20 protein-coding genes, 1 tRNA gene and 1 pseudogene are annotated in these 15,315 nt (G+C 43.9%); 10 read left to right on the top strand and 12 right to left on the bottom strand.

The window, feature by feature from the left end; translation table 11 throughout:
• Positions 1–191 precede the first annotated feature (191 nt).
• Positions 192–704, top strand: coding sequence for a DUF3189 family protein (locus tag NST58_RS24835; RefSeq protein ID WP_339191266.1), 513 nt, complete (start codon positions 192–194; stop codon positions 702–704).
• Between the two features lie 636 nt (positions 705–1,340).
• On the opposite strand, the gene NST58_RS24830 is transcribed toward NST58_RS24835, so the two are convergent.
• A complete protein-coding gene (locus NST58_RS24830; protein ID WP_076128840.1) occupies positions 1,341–2,558 on the bottom strand; it encodes a sialidase family protein in 1,218 nt (405 codons plus the stop codon).
• 33 nt (positions 2,559–2,591) lie between these two features.
• Complete coding sequence (locus NST58_RS24825) at positions 2,592–2,957, bottom strand: hypothetical protein (protein ID WP_339244497.1); 366 nt, start codon at positions 2,955–2,957, stop codon at positions 2,592–2,594.
• A 408-nt stretch (positions 2,958–3,365) separates the two neighbouring features.
• On the opposite strand from NST58_RS24825, the gene NST58_RS24820 reads away from it, so the two are divergent.
• On the top strand, positions 3,366–3,869 hold the full coding sequence (locus tag NST58_RS24820; RefSeq protein WP_076128844.1) for a hypothetical protein: 504 nt from the start codon (positions 3,366–3,368) through the stop codon (positions 3,867–3,869).
• An 885-nt stretch (positions 3,870–4,754) separates the two neighbouring features.
• On the opposite strand, the gene NST58_RS24815 is transcribed toward NST58_RS24820, so the two are convergent.
• From NST58_RS24815 to NST58_RS24785, 7 genes and pseudogenes are all read right to left on the bottom strand, one after another.
• Positions 4,755–5,744 carry a hypothetical protein gene (locus tag NST58_RS24815; RefSeq protein ID WP_339244495.1) on the bottom strand — a complete coding sequence of 330 codons (990 nt, stop codon included), beginning with the start codon at positions 5,742–5,744 and terminating at the stop codon, positions 4,755–4,757.
• The gene (locus tag NST58_RS24810) at positions 5,741–6,235 is read right to left on the bottom strand and encodes a sigma-70 family RNA polymerase sigma factor (protein ID WP_076136658.1); all 495 of its coding nucleotides are present in this window, start codon (positions 6,233–6,235) and stop codon (positions 5,741–5,743) included. The genes NST58_RS24815 and NST58_RS24810 overlap by 4 nt, the downstream gene beginning before the upstream one ends.
• A gap of 330 nt (positions 6,236–6,565) precedes the next feature.
• Positions 6,566–6,703 (bottom strand): annotated as a pseudogene (locus NST58_RS24805) (phosphomethylpyrimidine synthase ThiC); the annotation flags it as partial.
• A 96-nt stretch (positions 6,704–6,799) separates the two neighbouring features.
• The gene (locus tag NST58_RS24800; RefSeq protein ID WP_076279280.1) at positions 6,800–7,135 is read right to left on the bottom strand and encodes a DUF3139 domain-containing protein; all 336 of its coding nucleotides are present in this window, start codon (positions 7,133–7,135) and stop codon (positions 6,800–6,802) included.
• Between the two features lie 361 nt (positions 7,136–7,496).
• On the bottom strand, positions 7,497–7,658 hold the full coding sequence (locus NST58_RS24795) for a hypothetical protein (protein ID WP_155288176.1): 162 nt from the start codon (positions 7,656–7,658) through the stop codon (positions 7,497–7,499).
• 66 nt (positions 7,659–7,724) lie between these two features.
• Entirely contained in the window at positions 7,725–8,276 is a 552-nt protein-coding gene (locus NST58_RS24790) for an ImmA/IrrE family metallo-endopeptidase (protein ID WP_036683410.1), read from the bottom strand.
• A 163-nt stretch (positions 8,277–8,439) separates the two neighbouring features.
• Positions 8,440–8,616 (bottom strand): YjfB family protein, encoded by a 177-nt coding sequence (locus NST58_RS24785; RefSeq protein WP_076098563.1) that lies wholly within the window; start codon positions 8,614–8,616, stop codon positions 8,440–8,442.
• A 149-nt stretch (positions 8,617–8,765) separates the two neighbouring features.
• Between NST58_RS24785 and NST58_RS24780 the strand changes: the two genes are divergently transcribed.
• Complete coding sequence (locus NST58_RS24780; RefSeq protein ID WP_155288175.1) at positions 8,766–8,915, top strand: hypothetical protein; 150 nt, start codon at positions 8,766–8,768, stop codon at positions 8,913–8,915.
• A gap of 81 nt (positions 8,916–8,996) precedes the next feature.
• Here the strand turns inward: NST58_RS24780 and NST58_RS24775 are convergent, their stop codons facing one another.
• Positions 8,997–9,434, bottom strand: coding sequence for a NucA/NucB deoxyribonuclease domain-containing protein (locus NST58_RS24775; protein WP_076302541.1), 438 nt, complete (start codon positions 9,432–9,434; stop codon positions 8,997–8,999).
• A gap of 100 nt (positions 9,435–9,534) precedes the next feature.
• On the opposite strand from NST58_RS24775, the gene NST58_RS24770 reads away from it, so the two are divergent.
• Complete coding sequence (locus tag NST58_RS24770; RefSeq protein ID WP_038572821.1) at positions 9,535–9,951, top strand: cytidine deaminase; 417 nt, start codon at positions 9,535–9,537, stop codon at positions 9,949–9,951.
• A gap of 174 nt (positions 9,952–10,125) precedes the next feature.
• Positions 10,126–11,601 (top strand): glycosyl hydrolase, encoded by a 1,476-nt coding sequence (locus NST58_RS24765; protein WP_076279279.1) that lies wholly within the window; start codon positions 10,126–10,128, stop codon positions 11,599–11,601.
• A gap of 73 nt (positions 11,602–11,674) precedes the next feature.
• Here NST58_RS24765 and NST58_RS24760 read toward each other — a convergent pair whose 3' ends face one another.
• A complete protein-coding gene (locus NST58_RS24760; RefSeq protein WP_339244492.1) occupies positions 11,675–12,163 on the bottom strand; it encodes a PH domain-containing protein in 489 nt (162 codons plus the stop codon).
• A 117-nt stretch (positions 12,164–12,280) separates the two neighbouring features.
• Between NST58_RS24760 and NST58_RS24755 the strand changes: the two genes are divergently transcribed.
• Positions 12,281–12,841 (top strand): hypothetical protein, encoded by a 561-nt coding sequence (locus NST58_RS24755; RefSeq protein WP_076192017.1) that lies wholly within the window; start codon positions 12,281–12,283, stop codon positions 12,839–12,841.
• A 214-nt stretch (positions 12,842–13,055) separates the two neighbouring features.
• Positions 13,056–13,391, top strand: coding sequence for a YolD-like family protein (locus NST58_RS24750; RefSeq protein ID WP_076128863.1), 336 nt, complete (start codon positions 13,056–13,058; stop codon positions 13,389–13,391).
• Here the strand turns inward: NST58_RS24750 and NST58_RS24745 are convergent.
• Complete coding sequence (locus NST58_RS24745) at positions 13,388–13,552, bottom strand: hypothetical protein (protein ID WP_169744799.1); 165 nt, start codon at positions 13,550–13,552, stop codon at positions 13,388–13,390. The genes NST58_RS24750 and NST58_RS24745 overlap by 4 nt on opposite strands.
• Positions 13,553–13,669: 117 nt before the next feature.
• Here NST58_RS24745 and NST58_RS24740 point away from each other — a divergent pair, with 117 nt between their 5' ends.
• The 3 genes from NST58_RS24740 to NST58_RS24730 all read left to right on the top strand — a co-directional run bounded on the left by NST58_RS24740 (position 13,670) and on the right by NST58_RS24730 (position 15,153).
• Positions 13,670–14,356: a M15 family metallopeptidase gene (locus NST58_RS24740; protein WP_076220018.1), complete on the top strand. Its 687-nt coding sequence runs from the start codon at positions 13,670–13,672 to the stop codon at positions 14,354–14,356.
• Positions 14,357–14,431: 75 nt separating this feature from the next.
• The gene (locus NST58_RS24735; RefSeq protein WP_052097266.1) at positions 14,432–14,908 is read left to right on the top strand and encodes a WGxxGxxG-CTERM domain-containing protein; all 477 of its coding nucleotides are present in this window, start codon (positions 14,432–14,434) and stop codon (positions 14,906–14,908) included.
• Between the two features lie 159 nt (positions 14,909–15,067).
• Positions 15,068–15,153: transfer RNA gene (locus tag NST58_RS24730), tRNA-Leu, on the top strand.
• The last annotated feature ends 162 nt before the right edge of the window (positions 15,154–15,315 follow it).

Below are 15,315 nucleotides of genomic sequence, written 5' to 3'. Positions count from 1 at the left end.
GCGTGTAGCGTTCCTTAAGGTCATTCCTAATATTTGAATATGAAAAGTATAATAATGCCTATTAAATTAAATAGGGTATTTATTAAGGGAAGTAAGACCATACTCTGCAATTAGGGTTTGAAATTAATAAAACGAATTACACCATTATAAAATGGATATAATCATAAGAGAAAAATATGAAGGATGATATTATGATTTATATCTATAATGATTATGGTGGGACACATACGACTTCTTTAGCAGCAGCATATCATTTAAAACAAATTACTCAGTCTGAGCGGAAATTAACTTCAGAGGAAATATTGAATGTTAAATTTTTTAATAAGTTAACGAAAAATGATTTTGGTAAGATTATTTTTCACGGAATTGATGAAAATGGAGACGCAGTTTATACAATCGGTAGGAAGTCATCAAAACTTGTAGTCCCAGCTTTAAGAGACCTGAGTTTATTACTTGAAAGTAAACATCATTTTGAAGAAAAAATAATATTCTCTAATACTTCACCCACGGTGCCCATTCTGATGTCAATCGGAGGGTTCTTCTCAAGAGGATTAATGATTGATTTTATTGGTGTTCCTTTATTAGTAATGGGTGCTAAACAATGTTGTGATAATATTTTTCGTTTGGTTGAAAATACGAAACAAATAGGGAAGTCCTCAAATGAGGAACAAGTTATTATTTTAGAAAATGAAGTCTATAAGTAATGATTCTGCAAAAGTTCATAAGAACCATGCATCGCAACAAACATTGTGACAACACGCTCTTATAGGCGTGTTTTTATTTTGCAATCGGATCTCCGGGGAGTGTTTTATTTGAGATAGGTAGAGGGGGCGCTTCAAATGTATACGGGTCTGTTTTTGCTTATTCGATAAACCCTGTAAATACTGCTGTCCGCAGCGAGCCAACCTTATGGATGGTTCAGTTCCGGGATAGTATACAATCCTATGTAGACAATGTTATGTTTACGTTGAAATGCAGTAGGTAGTTCTTCCAGCGTGATCACATTTTGGTCACGGCGTTATTAGATCCTCTGGTTTTATCACAGATCATCTGGAAAACGGTAAAAAGTATGTATTCTGTGGAATTGCCCTACTCTTGTAGAGGAAAGGGGACAGTCATGACATATAGACTATTAAGTAGCAAGCACCATACGCCGTAGATTTTGATTGAATTAAAAGCATGTCCAATACGCTGAAATTGATGATTTCTTTGAACAGGTTAATGCTGAATTTTGATAAGAAGCAATAGAGGATGCCGCATATTCGCTCGGCATCCTTTATTGCAAGTAGATATACTAACTTAACAGCCTTTTAATTTATCATCAGAAGTTGATTAATAGCTTATTGATTATCCCCAAACCAGATGTTCTCAGTACCGGTCCGCGTGTCTGTCCATACGCTCACTAGACGGCCTGTTTGGGGGACGATGGCATTACCGATGTAGTCCCCAATTAGGGGGATGCCGGTGACGTCAAAGGAAGTTGTTGTTATCCGGGTGTTTGTATACGTCATACCGCCATCTCTAGATGTTGCTAGATAAACATCAAGGTTGAGGGGGTTGACTCGATTAGTGTAATAGGTAACGAATATTGCACCATCCGCAGGGGATACGGTGATGGCTGGGAAAAAGTTTTGGGAGCCCACCGGACTACCTGTAATGGATATTGGTGCCCCCCAATCCACACCAAAATTGGTGGAAGTGGCAAGAAAAATATCGGAATAACCTTCTCGAAAATCTTGCCATACAGCATAGACATTCCCTCGCGTCGTCGGTGCATTAGAAATATCTGCTGCGAGGGAAGGGTATGTCAGACATCTAAATGTATATCCCGGCAATGGATCTGGTGGGACTACAACGCTGGCGACCATGGTTTCAGGAGTAAAAATGACCCCACCGTCTGAGGATGTGCGAATTTTAAGATCAGTATTACCGGGAGGCTGATTGATCCATCCCACGATAACAATCCCATTTAATGTAATTGCTATACCGGGGAATTCTTCGAATTCTTCGACCGAAGACAGCAGGGAGGGACTGGAATAGGTACTACCGTTATCTAGGGAACGATTGAAGAATATCGTATTTCCCGGTATGAATTGTGTGTTGTAATCATGCGTATAACCAGTATATACATTTCCAAAAAAGGGACTTGATCCAGCTTTGTCGGTGACAACGACCACCTGATCATCATTTACAAACTGCCCAAACCCTTGATTCACGATGACTGGAGGTCCGAATGAAGAGGCATTGTCGGCAGATGTATAGGAAACGATCGACCCGCTGAGACCGTCTGAATCGAAGGCGTGGGCTAATACTACGAAAGTGGTCGGGAAAATATAATCAATATGTGGTGCTTCGATGCCTGCAAATCCTGTCGGTAACGGCAATAACGTTGTTGTCCAAGTGGCACCTGCGTCAATAGATTTGTATAAACCTATATTAGGAGGGCCTAATCGAAGATCTACAGCTACGGCAACCATAACTGAAGGATTAAGCCAATTTACCGCGATGGTGGGCTCAAACTGAACGCTTGCGCTCGGCGAAATTTGAATATTAGCCATGCTAAGCTCCTTTCGTCAGAGAGTTTTCGGTACTTATGGGTTCAGCTGAGCTATGAAAGTAAGTTCGGATTGCAGCACTCTTTGATGGGGAATGACGTTTCCTGACGAATCCGTTCCGAACACCGTGATAATCGTGTCTGCCGGTGCGTTTCCAGTTACGAGAAATTGGACTTCATAAGCTGAATTGCCTGCGATATTAAAACTGAGAAACTGGCTGGTGTTAGCATTAACATTTAATGAGTTGGAGTAGACTAAACCTTTACTAACCAAGGTATTCCATACGTAAACGTGATAGACTACGTTAGATGAAAAACTAAGGTTGTCATTATCGATATTAATGAGCACGTTGGATGCTGGGGTAGTCCCTGTGTTCGTAATGATGCCTGTTGTTGTTGCCATGAGCTTCACCTCTTTATTAGTTTGCTATATATATATGAATTGAGATTCATTGTGTTTGGACAAGGGAATCAGAAAAATCGCGGAAATGAATACTGAGAGGTCTAATTAGGTGGGGAAATACAAATAAATTTTCAGAAATCTGAAGATAACTTGATTATAAGTTGAACAGCAATTGACGATTTTTACGACTTCTCTGCCACTGCTGATCTTGTAAGGCGCATGCAGGTAACTATTCGCTATCAGGAGGAGAATTTTAAGAATTTTAAATAGAAGGTCTGACATTCATTTTAAATAAATGTTATAATTATAATATCAGTGTGTAGAGATATTGGTCTTTTTTATTGGGCCAAAAATATATGTCTCATGATACGTCTGCCATCTGAAATATTATTCACGGAGATGACAAACATGCATGGAGACACAAGACTGCCCAGAAACGGAAAAGAAGGTATACTATTTTTACTCATTATTTCAATCATTTCAGTTAACACTATTGCCCCTATTATTGTGGGTTTGGAACGCGGCTTCAGTAAGGAAGTGTATATAGATACACTAAAGGTTATTCCGTTTATGTGGATGATCGTAGTTTTATCCGTAAGATTAGTTGCAGGACCGATTGTTGGAAAAGTGATGCCGAAATTCATGGGACAAACCGATGGATTTAATGCAAGGATTCTGTTGAATACTTTATTGAATGTCACAGTGTTATCTATTTTACTATCAATTATCGGCACATGGGTTGGGACGAAACAAATAAGCCTGGATCCACTTAAAAACTTCCTTCACATCTGGCCGAGAAACTTTGGAATAGCATTTTGGATTGAACTGTTGGTTGCGCAGCCGATCGCAAGATTTGCAATGAAAACATTACACGCAAGACAGGATCGTAAAACGGAAAGTGTAAATGCGTAACTAGCTAGAATTTTGTAGACGAATAAGAAAAAAAGGAGCGTCCATGTTGGGCGTTCCTTTTTTGTAGCAATCGGAAGTGGAGAGAGACCCTGTGTTCTTTTGAAATTTGATTCGATAACAATTACGTGAACGATGCTTCTCCTGTCGGACACAGCTGACCCTTAAAGCGGTTTTTTCCACATTTGCAATTCTAACGGACTCCATAGTCGCTATGGGCATAAAAAGTACCGCATGTGAGCCTCTTTCTAGGCATTAGCGTCCATGGAGTCCGAAACCATGCTCTTAAGGCTGAAAATCAGCAAATAGCGACATCTGGGTCCGATAGCTCGAGGTGGAGGAGGTTAGTTCGTTAATTCGTTAGCTCGTTAGTGCCGTGCTCCTCACAGATTTAGTTGCAGAAATTACAATGAGAAGCAGCTTTTAAAGGAACAATCAGTAGTCTCACCTCTACAACCAGCATATCTAGTATGCGAGTTCATAAACCATTCAGTAAAGCACAAAACGGCACTGCTCCAAACCATGAAATGGTTTTGAAGCAGCGCCGTTTTTGTTAGCAGCCAGCTAAATTGTCCAATGGAGAGCAGGGTGACCGAAACGTTGTCCTTAATTGCTTCCGATCGCAGTCCCGATCGCAGTCCAACCGCAGTCTCGATCACAGTCCCGATCGCAGTCCCGATCACAGTCCCGATCACAGTCCCGATCGCAGTCCCGATCGCAGTCCCGATCGCAGTCCCGATCGCAGTTCCGATCGCAGTCCCGATCGCAGTCCCGATCGCAGTCCCGATCGCAGTCCCGATCGCAGTTCTGATTACAGTCCCGATCGCAGTTCTGATTACAGTCCCGATCGCAGTCCCAACCGCTATCCCTGGGTTTCCACCAGCATTCCTAAAGTTTCATGCTGTTCCACAGCTGCTGGAATGCCCCGGATTCGACCTCGAAGAATACCGGTGCTTGACCGTAGCGTACAAGTCCTTGACCGAACAGCGTCAGCTCTACTCGGGCGTTGTCTTCCAGCTGTAAATAGATGATCTTACGGTCTTCGCTGTCGTAGATGCCTTGCTCGATCAGCGGCTCTGCTGCCAGTGGTTTAGCCGCTTGGAGGGCTGTCAGGAAGCTATCAAGCGCCTCGCCATTGGCGAGTGGCGCCTGCTGCTGGAGGCCGTTGTTCCAACTGTTGAAGCTTTCCCATTGAGCTGAAGTAACTCGGCCTTCAAGATTCAGCTTGCCGAACAGGTCGGCGCCGCTGTTTATGGTGATGCCGTTGGTGTGCTCATACAGTTCGGCGAATACCTCGCCGTTGATTACCGAATAGGACATAATCAGAAAGCTGGGGTCATAGCCCTTCACGGAATAGAGATCCGTTTCGCCGATGTTCGAGGCTAACTCAATATATTCGTCGTTACCGCTCCATTCGTTGATGCCGCCTGTAGTGCGTCCCAACTTATCACCGCGTAGAGCAGCAGCATCGGCAGCGTCAATGCGAGTCGCTGACTGTGTATAAATATTATTTTTATACACGACCAAGGCGATCATATCTGCCTTCACGCCAGACTCCTTATCTGGCAGTTTCAGCTTGGGAATGACAATGCTGCCGGATGTAGCTGTGCCTGAATTGCCAGCATTACTTGCTTCCGGAGTTACCTGGGTAACCTGCCCTGGGGAGCTCTGACTGTTCAACTGCTGCCATATACTAGACCCAGCCAGACCTATTCCTGCGGCGAGCACGACACTTGCCGCGATATAAACGGTTTTGCGCGGACGCTTCCGCTCCTGCCGCTGCTCTATTTTATTGAACAATTCTTTTTTCATCTCTTCACCTGGTTTCATCGAATCCACCGCTTTCTTATATGTTGTTCGAAACTGATCTTCCTTCACTGTGGTTCCGCTCCTTCCAGCTCCAGTTTTAACAGTTGCCGTCCCCGCTGAAGTCTCATCTTCACGGCAGACTGACTAATCTGCAGAATCTTGCTGATCTCCTGGATGGGATAGTCCTCGTAATAATAAAGATGGATTACGGTTTTATACTTCATGGGCATCGCCATAACTAACTGCAGCAGAGCCCAATCCTCGGGGCTGTCTGCCGCAATTGGCTCAGCGCTCTCCAGCTTAACCTCGCGCTTGCGCCAGCCTCTGCCCAGTAGTGTTTTACAATGGTTGGTGATTACCCGGATTAGCCATGCCTTCTGATGTTCGGCATCTTTGAACTCCGGCGCTTTTTCTATTAGCTTGATGAAGGTATCCTGAGTGGCTTCTTCGGCATCTTGCCGGTTGCCTAGATGGACCAAAGCGATCCGGAACAGCATATCTGCGTAGATTTCGTAACTCTTCATCACATGATTTCCCGGCCGGGTCATGGATCGCTGCATGATACTGTGCCCCCCTTTACCTATAACACCATTTAGGACGGCATTAGGTCACATTTTGTTCCTGAGGAAATTCCTTTGTGTTTGAGCGTAAAGAATACCTATTCATAAATTATCTCCAGAGGCTTACGGACTCAGAAGTCGTTATTTGCATATTTATAGGCTTTTGAGCAGGTTCGCGGACTCCAGTGACGCTATTCCTTAAAAAGGAGGTCTTATATGGTGTTTTTCATGCCAATAAAGGCTATGGGGTCCGCTACACTTTGAAATGGAGTGTTATACCGCGCATAAGATCAACTGTGTCCGATAGCTGCTAAGAACCACGCCAATGTTATCTGTAGTCAGTGGACCTAATGTATAAAAAGGGGCTTCGTTACAAGTTACAAGTTGCTTATCCATATTCTCTTTAATCAAGTGCATCGGCGCATGTCCTGGACCCTCTACCATCACCTGTCTACGCAAACGATGTTTACCTATTTAGAGCAGGGAAGATCAAAAAAACGCGTTTGCCCAAGCAGCAAAGTGCTGACTGCTGGACAAACGCGTCTTTTTAATAGGGCAACTCCTTCACGGGAGATTCTCCTCGATATGTTTATATGTATAGCTAGGATCATTACCTTTAACAGGAGCCCTGCTGTATTGAAAGATCCTTCCATTTTCTTTTCGATAAAAGTATCTTGCGTAGGGTTCGTCTGCAAAAATCACCGTGGTACTTACGAGGGGAGCTTTGGCAATCTGGGTGTATACTTTATCAAAATCTTCTTTCTTATAATTTCTCGTCTCTACTAGATAATGAATGACTTCTCTGTTCATATGATTTTGGAAGGAGTGAAGGGCTAAGGATGTTATCCCATAGATTAAAAGGATTAGAACGATGAAGATTAGTTTTGTTTTTTTCTTCATTAATTCCCTCCATATAGATAATTTGTATATAGTATAAGATAATATGCTGAGACTGTTATGTCATTCATAGATATATGACGCAGGAGGAAGAGAAAATACTGGAGCTGGAGCAGCAAATTAAGATGCTGGAGGACCAGGTAAGTCCAAGGCTGCCGGGGTGGAAATCTTATGGTTTTTAATATGGGGTTTTGTCGGTATATTCATTATTCTAGTTCTTATTGGTGATACATTTTGTATTTGCATAACAGATTATACAAAAAGGCAGCAAATAACAATAGTAATCCAGGCATAAGCGAACGAAGAATTGCCGGGACATACTATATTTGCTGCCTTTTAACTTATGAAGAATAATGATTCTCTTTTAGTCCTCTTTGGGTTCTTGCAATAAAATGGAGAAGGTCCCCGTTTCGTGATCCACCTCAATCGTCTCAATGCCCACGAAATCCGGGATTTCGGGGTGTACTGCATCTACATTATAATCCGGATGAGTCAGTAATAATTCAATTACTTTAATGGCTTCCATGTCGTTCCCCCTCACGAGAAATTCCACCATAAATGAATATGCAGAGCACTATTGCAACTAAGCTTATTATCTCCGTGATCCGTTGCGAATATGTGTCAGTCGTTCTTCGTTTCTTCCCATCACGGCCAATAATTGCCCTTGGAACACACGTCTTTGGATCTGATCAATCCGCTGTAAGGCCAGCTCGGCAGGAACTTGAAATTCTGCTGCGAGATAGGAGATGGCATCCTCCCGTTGCTCAGGCAATGTCATGCGGGAGATCATGGAGTAAGGCATCGCCGCATACAAGATAAAACGCTCGGATTCATCCTCCTGTGCCCGCGTGAAATGCTCTGGCATCAAGGTCTGATTATCACTGCCATGGCGAAGGAGGTGACACAGTTCATGAAGAAACTCTAGCCGTTGAAGATTGGCTGGAAGGCGGTTGTCGATAAACAGGCTGTACATCCCTGCAGACGCTTCAATGCTCTTGCTTCTCACATCCAAATAATGAACCCAGATATTAAGCCGCTCTGCAATATACGATATTGAAATTTGTGAGGGCTGATGAAGATTTAATCGCTTGTATAAATCCTCCGTCCATTTCTCAAGCACAGTCATTTGATAATATGATTTCATGTTCTCCAACTTATTCACCTCGTTTAAAATCACTAATAAATCACTAATGGGATCGTATGTTCGCATAAATGCGCAAAAGAAAAGCCCGAAGGGCTATGTAGAGTAAAAAAATGCTAAGGATACACAGGAACATTCGTTCTCATGTATCCTTAGCATAAAGCAATTACACACTAATATCAAGTGTTTTTCCCAAATTAGGAGCAACGCTTTTGCCCAGCATTTCCACCATGGTTTGGCTCTGGGTTTCAGCCTGATTCTTGGCAATATTCATGACCTGTATCCCAACATTTTGAGCTAAGGATGCTTGGCTCATTGCCATTGATAATGCAGCTATATCCATATTGCACCTCCTTTGTGTATATCCTGTTTATCGACTGTCCACCTTCAATTCATTAGGTGATTGGCATTTGTTTGCCAATTCGCCCAAACGGCTTATCTCCTTTTTACATATCTTGTGCTGTAGTCATTAATCATTAGGAGGAATTGAAAATGGGAATGGAACATGGTTGTGGTTGTAACGTAGGTCCGGTAGTAAGTCCAGCATCAGTAGGTCCGGTGTGTAGTCCTTGGACTTCAACAGGAGCAATTCTGGTACTTTTCATCTTGCTGGTTATCATCACTAAAGCTTGCTTATTCTAAGTTAGCTGATGTGCAGTGTAGCCCCATCTGGCGAATGCCAGGTGGGGCTATTCTGTTGCCTGGGGCTGGTCAGACAGACCGTTATTTAAACATAAATTCTACCCGCGTTCCGTCTGCATAATCCTCCAGCTGATTGCCAACCCAGCTTCCTGCCCCGCGGTTATCGCTTGGCGTTATGTATTCAATGTCGGCACCAATGCCGCCTTCCTTACACATAGCCATTGGCCATTCATCCCGGTCATACCCCTTTTTAGTGGGGATCCCTTTTAAGGACTCTTTACGGTTCTCTTCAGCCTGCTCTCGGTTAATCGTACATGTGGCGGATTCACCTTTCGCAATGGCATCCTGAATATGTTTGGCGGTCTCAGGATAGCGGTCTGATGGGAAGGTTAGCTGAACAACACTCGAATCGGATGGAGACGAGGGGTCTGTAGGCTCTCCGTTTTGTTCAAACCAGTAACTAGCCAAAGCAAGTAATGCAACAATGATGAGACTGGAGATCCATTTTTTTACTTTCAATTCTGCTCCTCCTTTTTTGGCACTTAAAATAGTATATCTTATATCATAATTCAGTGCGATTTAATATAATTAGGTAAAATAAAGGAGGACGGAACTGGATATGGAGTACATAATTACCATTGAGGATCAGACGCTTATTACGGCTGCCGAAGATATAATTACTAGGCGTTATGAATGGGGACGGCACCATGTGGGTGCAGCGCTTCGTACTAAAACAGGAGAGATTTTTACAGCGGTACATGTGGAAGCCAGCATGGGGAGGATTACAGTCTGTGCAGAGGCGATGGTGATTGGCAAAGCGATATCCGAAGGTTATAAGGAATTTGATACGATTGTTGCGGTAAGGCATTCTGATCCAGACAGCGAGGAAAAAGAGATTAAAGTAGTCTCTCCCTGCGGCATGTGCCGAGAGTTAATTGCGGATTACGGAATAGACTGCAAGATAATTGTATCGGAGGATGACCGATTAGCTAAATATGAAATCACTGAGCTATTGCCTTTAAGGTACACGAGATAAGAAAAAAAGTAATGAGGAGCCGCGGAGCTCCTTTTTTTGTTGAGCCGTGAATTTATTCAGCAGTTCCTTATATCGTCCCAACTTATTTTACAACTTCATGTCCATTCGCTGAGTTCATGTCATTATTGTCCCCATACTATAACTTAAAAAGATTTAAAAGGATGGTGAGAATAGATGGAGCAGCGGATTATTCGTCAGATGGTTGATTCAGCATCAAGGTTCGTGGGCGATGTGCAGTGGCAGATGGCTTTTCGCAGATTACAAATGGCTCCGGCGGATTCGGGGCTGTCGTCCTCGGCTCAGCTATTGCTGAATACCCTCTATTACTTGCAGGGAAAGGGTGTGATAAGCGGCCAACATGATTATTTGGAAAGTGCAGACGAGCTCATGGAGAAGCTTAAAAATACGAGTGGGCAATATGCTGCGCTGCATGGCTACGAGCTGGGCGCAATCAATAATCAGTCACAGGCTCTAATTGACAATCAACGGAATTGGGTCGTCAGCAGTGCGATACGCTGGTCTAGGGCCGGCGGGATCGTAACGATGTGTTATCACGCTGCATTACCGGGGACAGCGCCAACTTGGGGGAATGTAAATACGAGCCTAAGCAATGCTGATTTTGATAAATATATAACCCCAGGTACCACCCAGTATAATGCTCTGTTAGCTGATCTGGATAAGATAGCCCTGTCGCTGAAAAAGCTTAATGACGCAGGGGTTCCTGTACTTTGGCGGCCGTATCATGAAATGAATGGTGGATGGTTTTGGTGGGGGCAAAAGAGCAATTACGCTGCATTGTGGAGCCTTATGTTCGATCGTTTTACCAATTATCATAAGCTGCATAATTTATTGTGGGTTTGGAGTCCAAATGCAAAAAATCAGTGGTGTGATGAGCCGGCAGAATACTATCCGGGCAGTGATAAGGTAGATGTGCTGGCGCTCGACATTTATGACGCGGATTTCAAGATTAGTCATTATGATAATTTATGGGATCTGGGTCGTGGCAAGCTGATTGCGATTGGTGAGAATGGAGAGCTTCCGTCTGCTGAACTGTTGTCCAAAACACAGCCCAAATGGTCTTATCAGCTGACCTGGGGGAAACTCCTCTATGAGAAGAATACCGATGCTGTGATAAAAGCTTTTATGAACGATAAAATGGTATTCACACGAGAGGAGTATGCTGCTGAGGCCGCCGCTTTCGCTGCTATCGGGGATAGTGTGCTGGAGAGTGGACTCTGTGGCCAATATTACAATAACATGACGCTTAGCGGCACGCCTGCACTGTTGCGTACGGATGCCAATATTAACTTTTCATGGAGACAAGGTTCGCCTGATCCTGCCATTCGTGTAGATGCGTTCTCTGTGCGGTGGAGTGGGAAGCTGACGGCTGCTTTTAGCGAGGTGTATACCATTTATTCCTACTCTGATGATGGGATACGGGTATGGATTGATGGCGGGCTAGTCATTGATAGTTGGGTGAATCAGAGCGGCCAGGAACGAAAAGGGAGCATAAACCTGATTGCAGGTAAGCCGTATGAAATAAAGGTGGAGTATTATGAGAATGCGGGCGACGCCAGGGTTGTTTTGCAGTGGGAGAGTCCGAGCCAGATCAAGGGGGTTATCCCAGCGGGGGCATTTTATCTTCCTTAAAAAAGAGTACTTCAAGTGTGCAAGCGCAAGCAAAAAGCCCCGGTTTTCCGGGGCCTTTTTACGTATGAACGTCTTAAATTTGCTCGCGGTAGCTAATGTTGTTGGCGATCTTCTCGTCACGAATGGCTTTGCGCAGAACATCTTTGACGGTTTGGGCATCATGGATTTTTCGAAAAAGAAGCTGAGGCGCTGAGGCATCATCAGAAAATACAGTTAATGATCCAATGCCAAGCATCCGGTCCATTATAGACTGTTTTACGGATAAATCGCGTACGCGCAGCAATTCGATTTCTTCAACATTTTTACCGATAAGTCCGGTCTTTACCATAATACGCTGACTTGTAATGGTATATGAAGTTGTGTTAAGTCCTACGATTCCTTTGAGTCGATCCGAGATGCCGGCAGGTTTGCCTTTCCAGAGCACGACTTCTTGAATGACATGATTATCTACTGCGGGTCGATGAGCGGTTACTGGAGCGGTACCGTCAAGGCTGGTTCCACATTCTCCACAAAATTTAGCGCCCTGCTTGTATTCCGCTCCACAGGTGGTGCAATAAGGCATAAATACTCTCCTTTCCTGATCACAATTAAAATAATTATAACATAACAGTCATTTTACATATATTTCATTTGCGCTTTACACAAACCGACATTATCCTGTTAAGTGGAGGGATAAATAATGAAAAAAGCTTTACTAATAGGAATGCTGATGATGACTGTCATCCTTAGCGCCTGCAGCAATAATTCAACTTCATCGGCACCTGCCACGGAGGAAGAAGTGCAGGAGACCGTGCAAAACTTCTACAATGAAATGTCTAAACTTGAAGAGTCAGGAAAAACTTCTTTAGCGGATTTCAACGAAGCCATTGCTGGTTATTCAGCAGGAGAACTCACGGACAAGCAGTTGGAGAAGAAAATTAAGCAATTCCAGAGTACCGCAACTGATTTATCGAATCAAGCCGAGAAAGTAAAAATTTCCTCCAGCTTGCCGGAAGACATTCGTAAGTTGCTCGAAGAGTCTAAAGTTGCCTTTGAAAGTGCTTATTCTTTAAAAGAAGAGGCCTCTCAAGGTGCTGATTCCGCAAACGTTACGGCTGAGCAATTTAATGAATTGAATCAGAACGCTGATGTAGCGATGTTATTCGGTATTTCCAAGCTTAACGAGGCAAGAGAAGCAACAGGACTTATAGATTCCGAAGGTCAGGCTACCTCAGAGTCTGGGGACGTTGTTCAAGAATAAATCAAATCAGGCGCTGCGCAGTTTATCTGTCAGCGTCTTTTTGCTGCGAATTTTATCTTGAATAGATATACATTAATATACATCTTTTGAATAAAGAGTGACCCTTAAAAAGGTATCTTTTTCCTGATTATTGATTAATATGCGAAGATGCGGATATAATACAAACATACGTTCGTGTTCAGAGGAATAGATATATAATTAAGGAGGGGTTACCATGGGCAAAAAGCTGGAGAAAAACGGGCTGTGGGAAAGCAGCCGCATGATGCTGCCGGAGCATAAGATACGAATTATAAGAGATGAACGGGAAACGCTGCGCCGCATCAAGCCTATTCTGGATGAGCAGAAGCTGGAGGAGATTGAATGTACACTGGCTTTGTCGTTGCGGAGTCATGTACGAGTGACAGTTGTTCTTTTTGACCCTTTTGAAAATACGATGTTAAGTGGTTTTGTGACTTCCATTCACACCCACTCGCGTGAGTTTAAGCTGCAGTGGGCGGAGGAATGGAAGTGGATCGATGTGGATGATATTGTCGAGGTCTACATCGTTTAATGCTGAGAACCGTTGCCTTCGCTTTTCTCATAAGCGATTAAGGTAACGGTAGGATTACCGGTCAGATGTGCAATGGAAGCTTCAGCATTCCGAATAATTTCCAGTGCTTCTTCCTGTTCACTAAGGGCTGCAACTTTATAGCTATCGCTATGAATATCCATATGTCTCCCACCTTTCGTTAAATATTTTGTCCTTTTTTGTGGAAATCATCCTAAAGGGGACAGGGGTACAGGCAAATAGGGCAGCGGCATCATTGAATATACCAAAGGGGTGATTCTATGCTGACTTTGGAGCAATTGAGGGAAAAATCCGCGGCGCGTCTGGTCGGGCTTCATCCTGTCTTGGCGGCAGGTGCGAATGTTTTGATTCAGCAAAGCCATGCGAGAGGAGTCCCTATCGTTATTACTCAGGGTCTACGGACCATTGCTGAGCAAAATGCTTTGTATGCGCAGGGTAGAAGCAAACCAGGACCGATAGTTACCAACGCTAAAGGCGGTACCAGCTATCATAATTATGGTCTTGCGTTTGATTTTGCGCTTTTGCTGCCGAATGGCACTAGCCTTTCTTGGGATATCAATCGTGATGGTGATAAGGATAAGACAGCAGATTGGCAAGAGGTTGTACAGGAGGCTAAGCGGCTTGGTTTAGAATGGGGCGGGGACTGGACCTCTTTTAAAGATTATTCACATCTGCAAATGACTTTCGGTTTAACTATAGATCAACTTCGGGCAGGTAAACGTCCAACGACGGACCAAGCCAAAGAGGCTTTAAAAAAGATTACCGGAGGGGATGATCAGGTGAACAAAGACGTTACAGTGACCATTAACCTAAACGGCCGCAAGCTTACCGATGGCGTTCTCGATACCGGAACAACCTATGTACCCATACGTGCGCTGGCTGAGGCGCTTGGAGCAAAGGTTACTTATGATGCTGTGACTAAGACAGTTAATGTAGTAAAAGAGTAAAACCACCATGCATAGACAGTGCCGTCCAAGGGGAAATTATCAGTGATAACTAACCTTAAAGGGAGGCATAACACTGTGAACAAGCTGATAACAAGCCTTGCATGCGGTACTGTATTATCAATGAGTCTAATGGGAGCTAGCTATGCATCAAATGCCGTGGGATCAGCAGCATTGGGCGGTATCCCCGCCGCGAATACCGGGATGGATGGGACTGCGGAACACACTCGGATGATGAACACGGAAGGCAATTTAATGAACGGCACCACGGGAACAATGAATCAGCATGAGAGCATTATGAAAGACAAGATCCGCATCGATGATAATTACAGACCTAACAACTACAACACCAATAACTACAATGACACCCGGAACAACTACAGAACCAACAGCACTGTCAACCCGGCAACCAACACCACACAGACCGGCAAATACCGTGCAACTAGTACAACAACGAATGCTGCAACTAACAAAGGATCTAACTGGGGCTGGCTCGGTCTGCTTGGACTTTTGGGACTTGCCGGAATGAGAAGCAGAAGTGACGAGCGTAGATAATCCGCGTTTATAATAACCCGTATCGGTTCTGGCTGAACGGGTTATTTTTATTGTGAATAAAATTTTTTCGAAAAAGGATTGCGCGTTATCGATATTCATGATATTATATTTCTTGTCGCGTTATATGTGAACAACGTATGAAGCTTCAACACATAATATGCCGGGGTGGCGGAACAGGCAGACGCACAGGACTTAAAATCCTGCGGTACGTGAGTACCGTACGGGTTCGACCCCCGTCCTCGGCATCCTTGATTTATAAGGGTTTTTTCCGAAAAACCTTGGTTTTAGAAACAGCTTGGGAGAGAACTTTTTAACGAGTTCTCTCCTGCAGTTCTCTCCCTTTTCCGGAGGAGAGAACGAGGAGAAGATCGCATGACTCTCATGAATTATTGAGGGTGGTGCGATCT

This window comes from Paenibacillus sp. FSL R10-2796 (assembly GCF_037965315.1).
Classification (GTDB): Bacteria; Bacillota; Bacilli; order Paenibacillales; family Paenibacillaceae; genus Paenibacillus_AQ; species Paenibacillus_AQ odorifer.
Note: the sequence above shows the minus strand (reverse complement) of the source record. Positions and strands in the feature narration are given on the sequence as shown.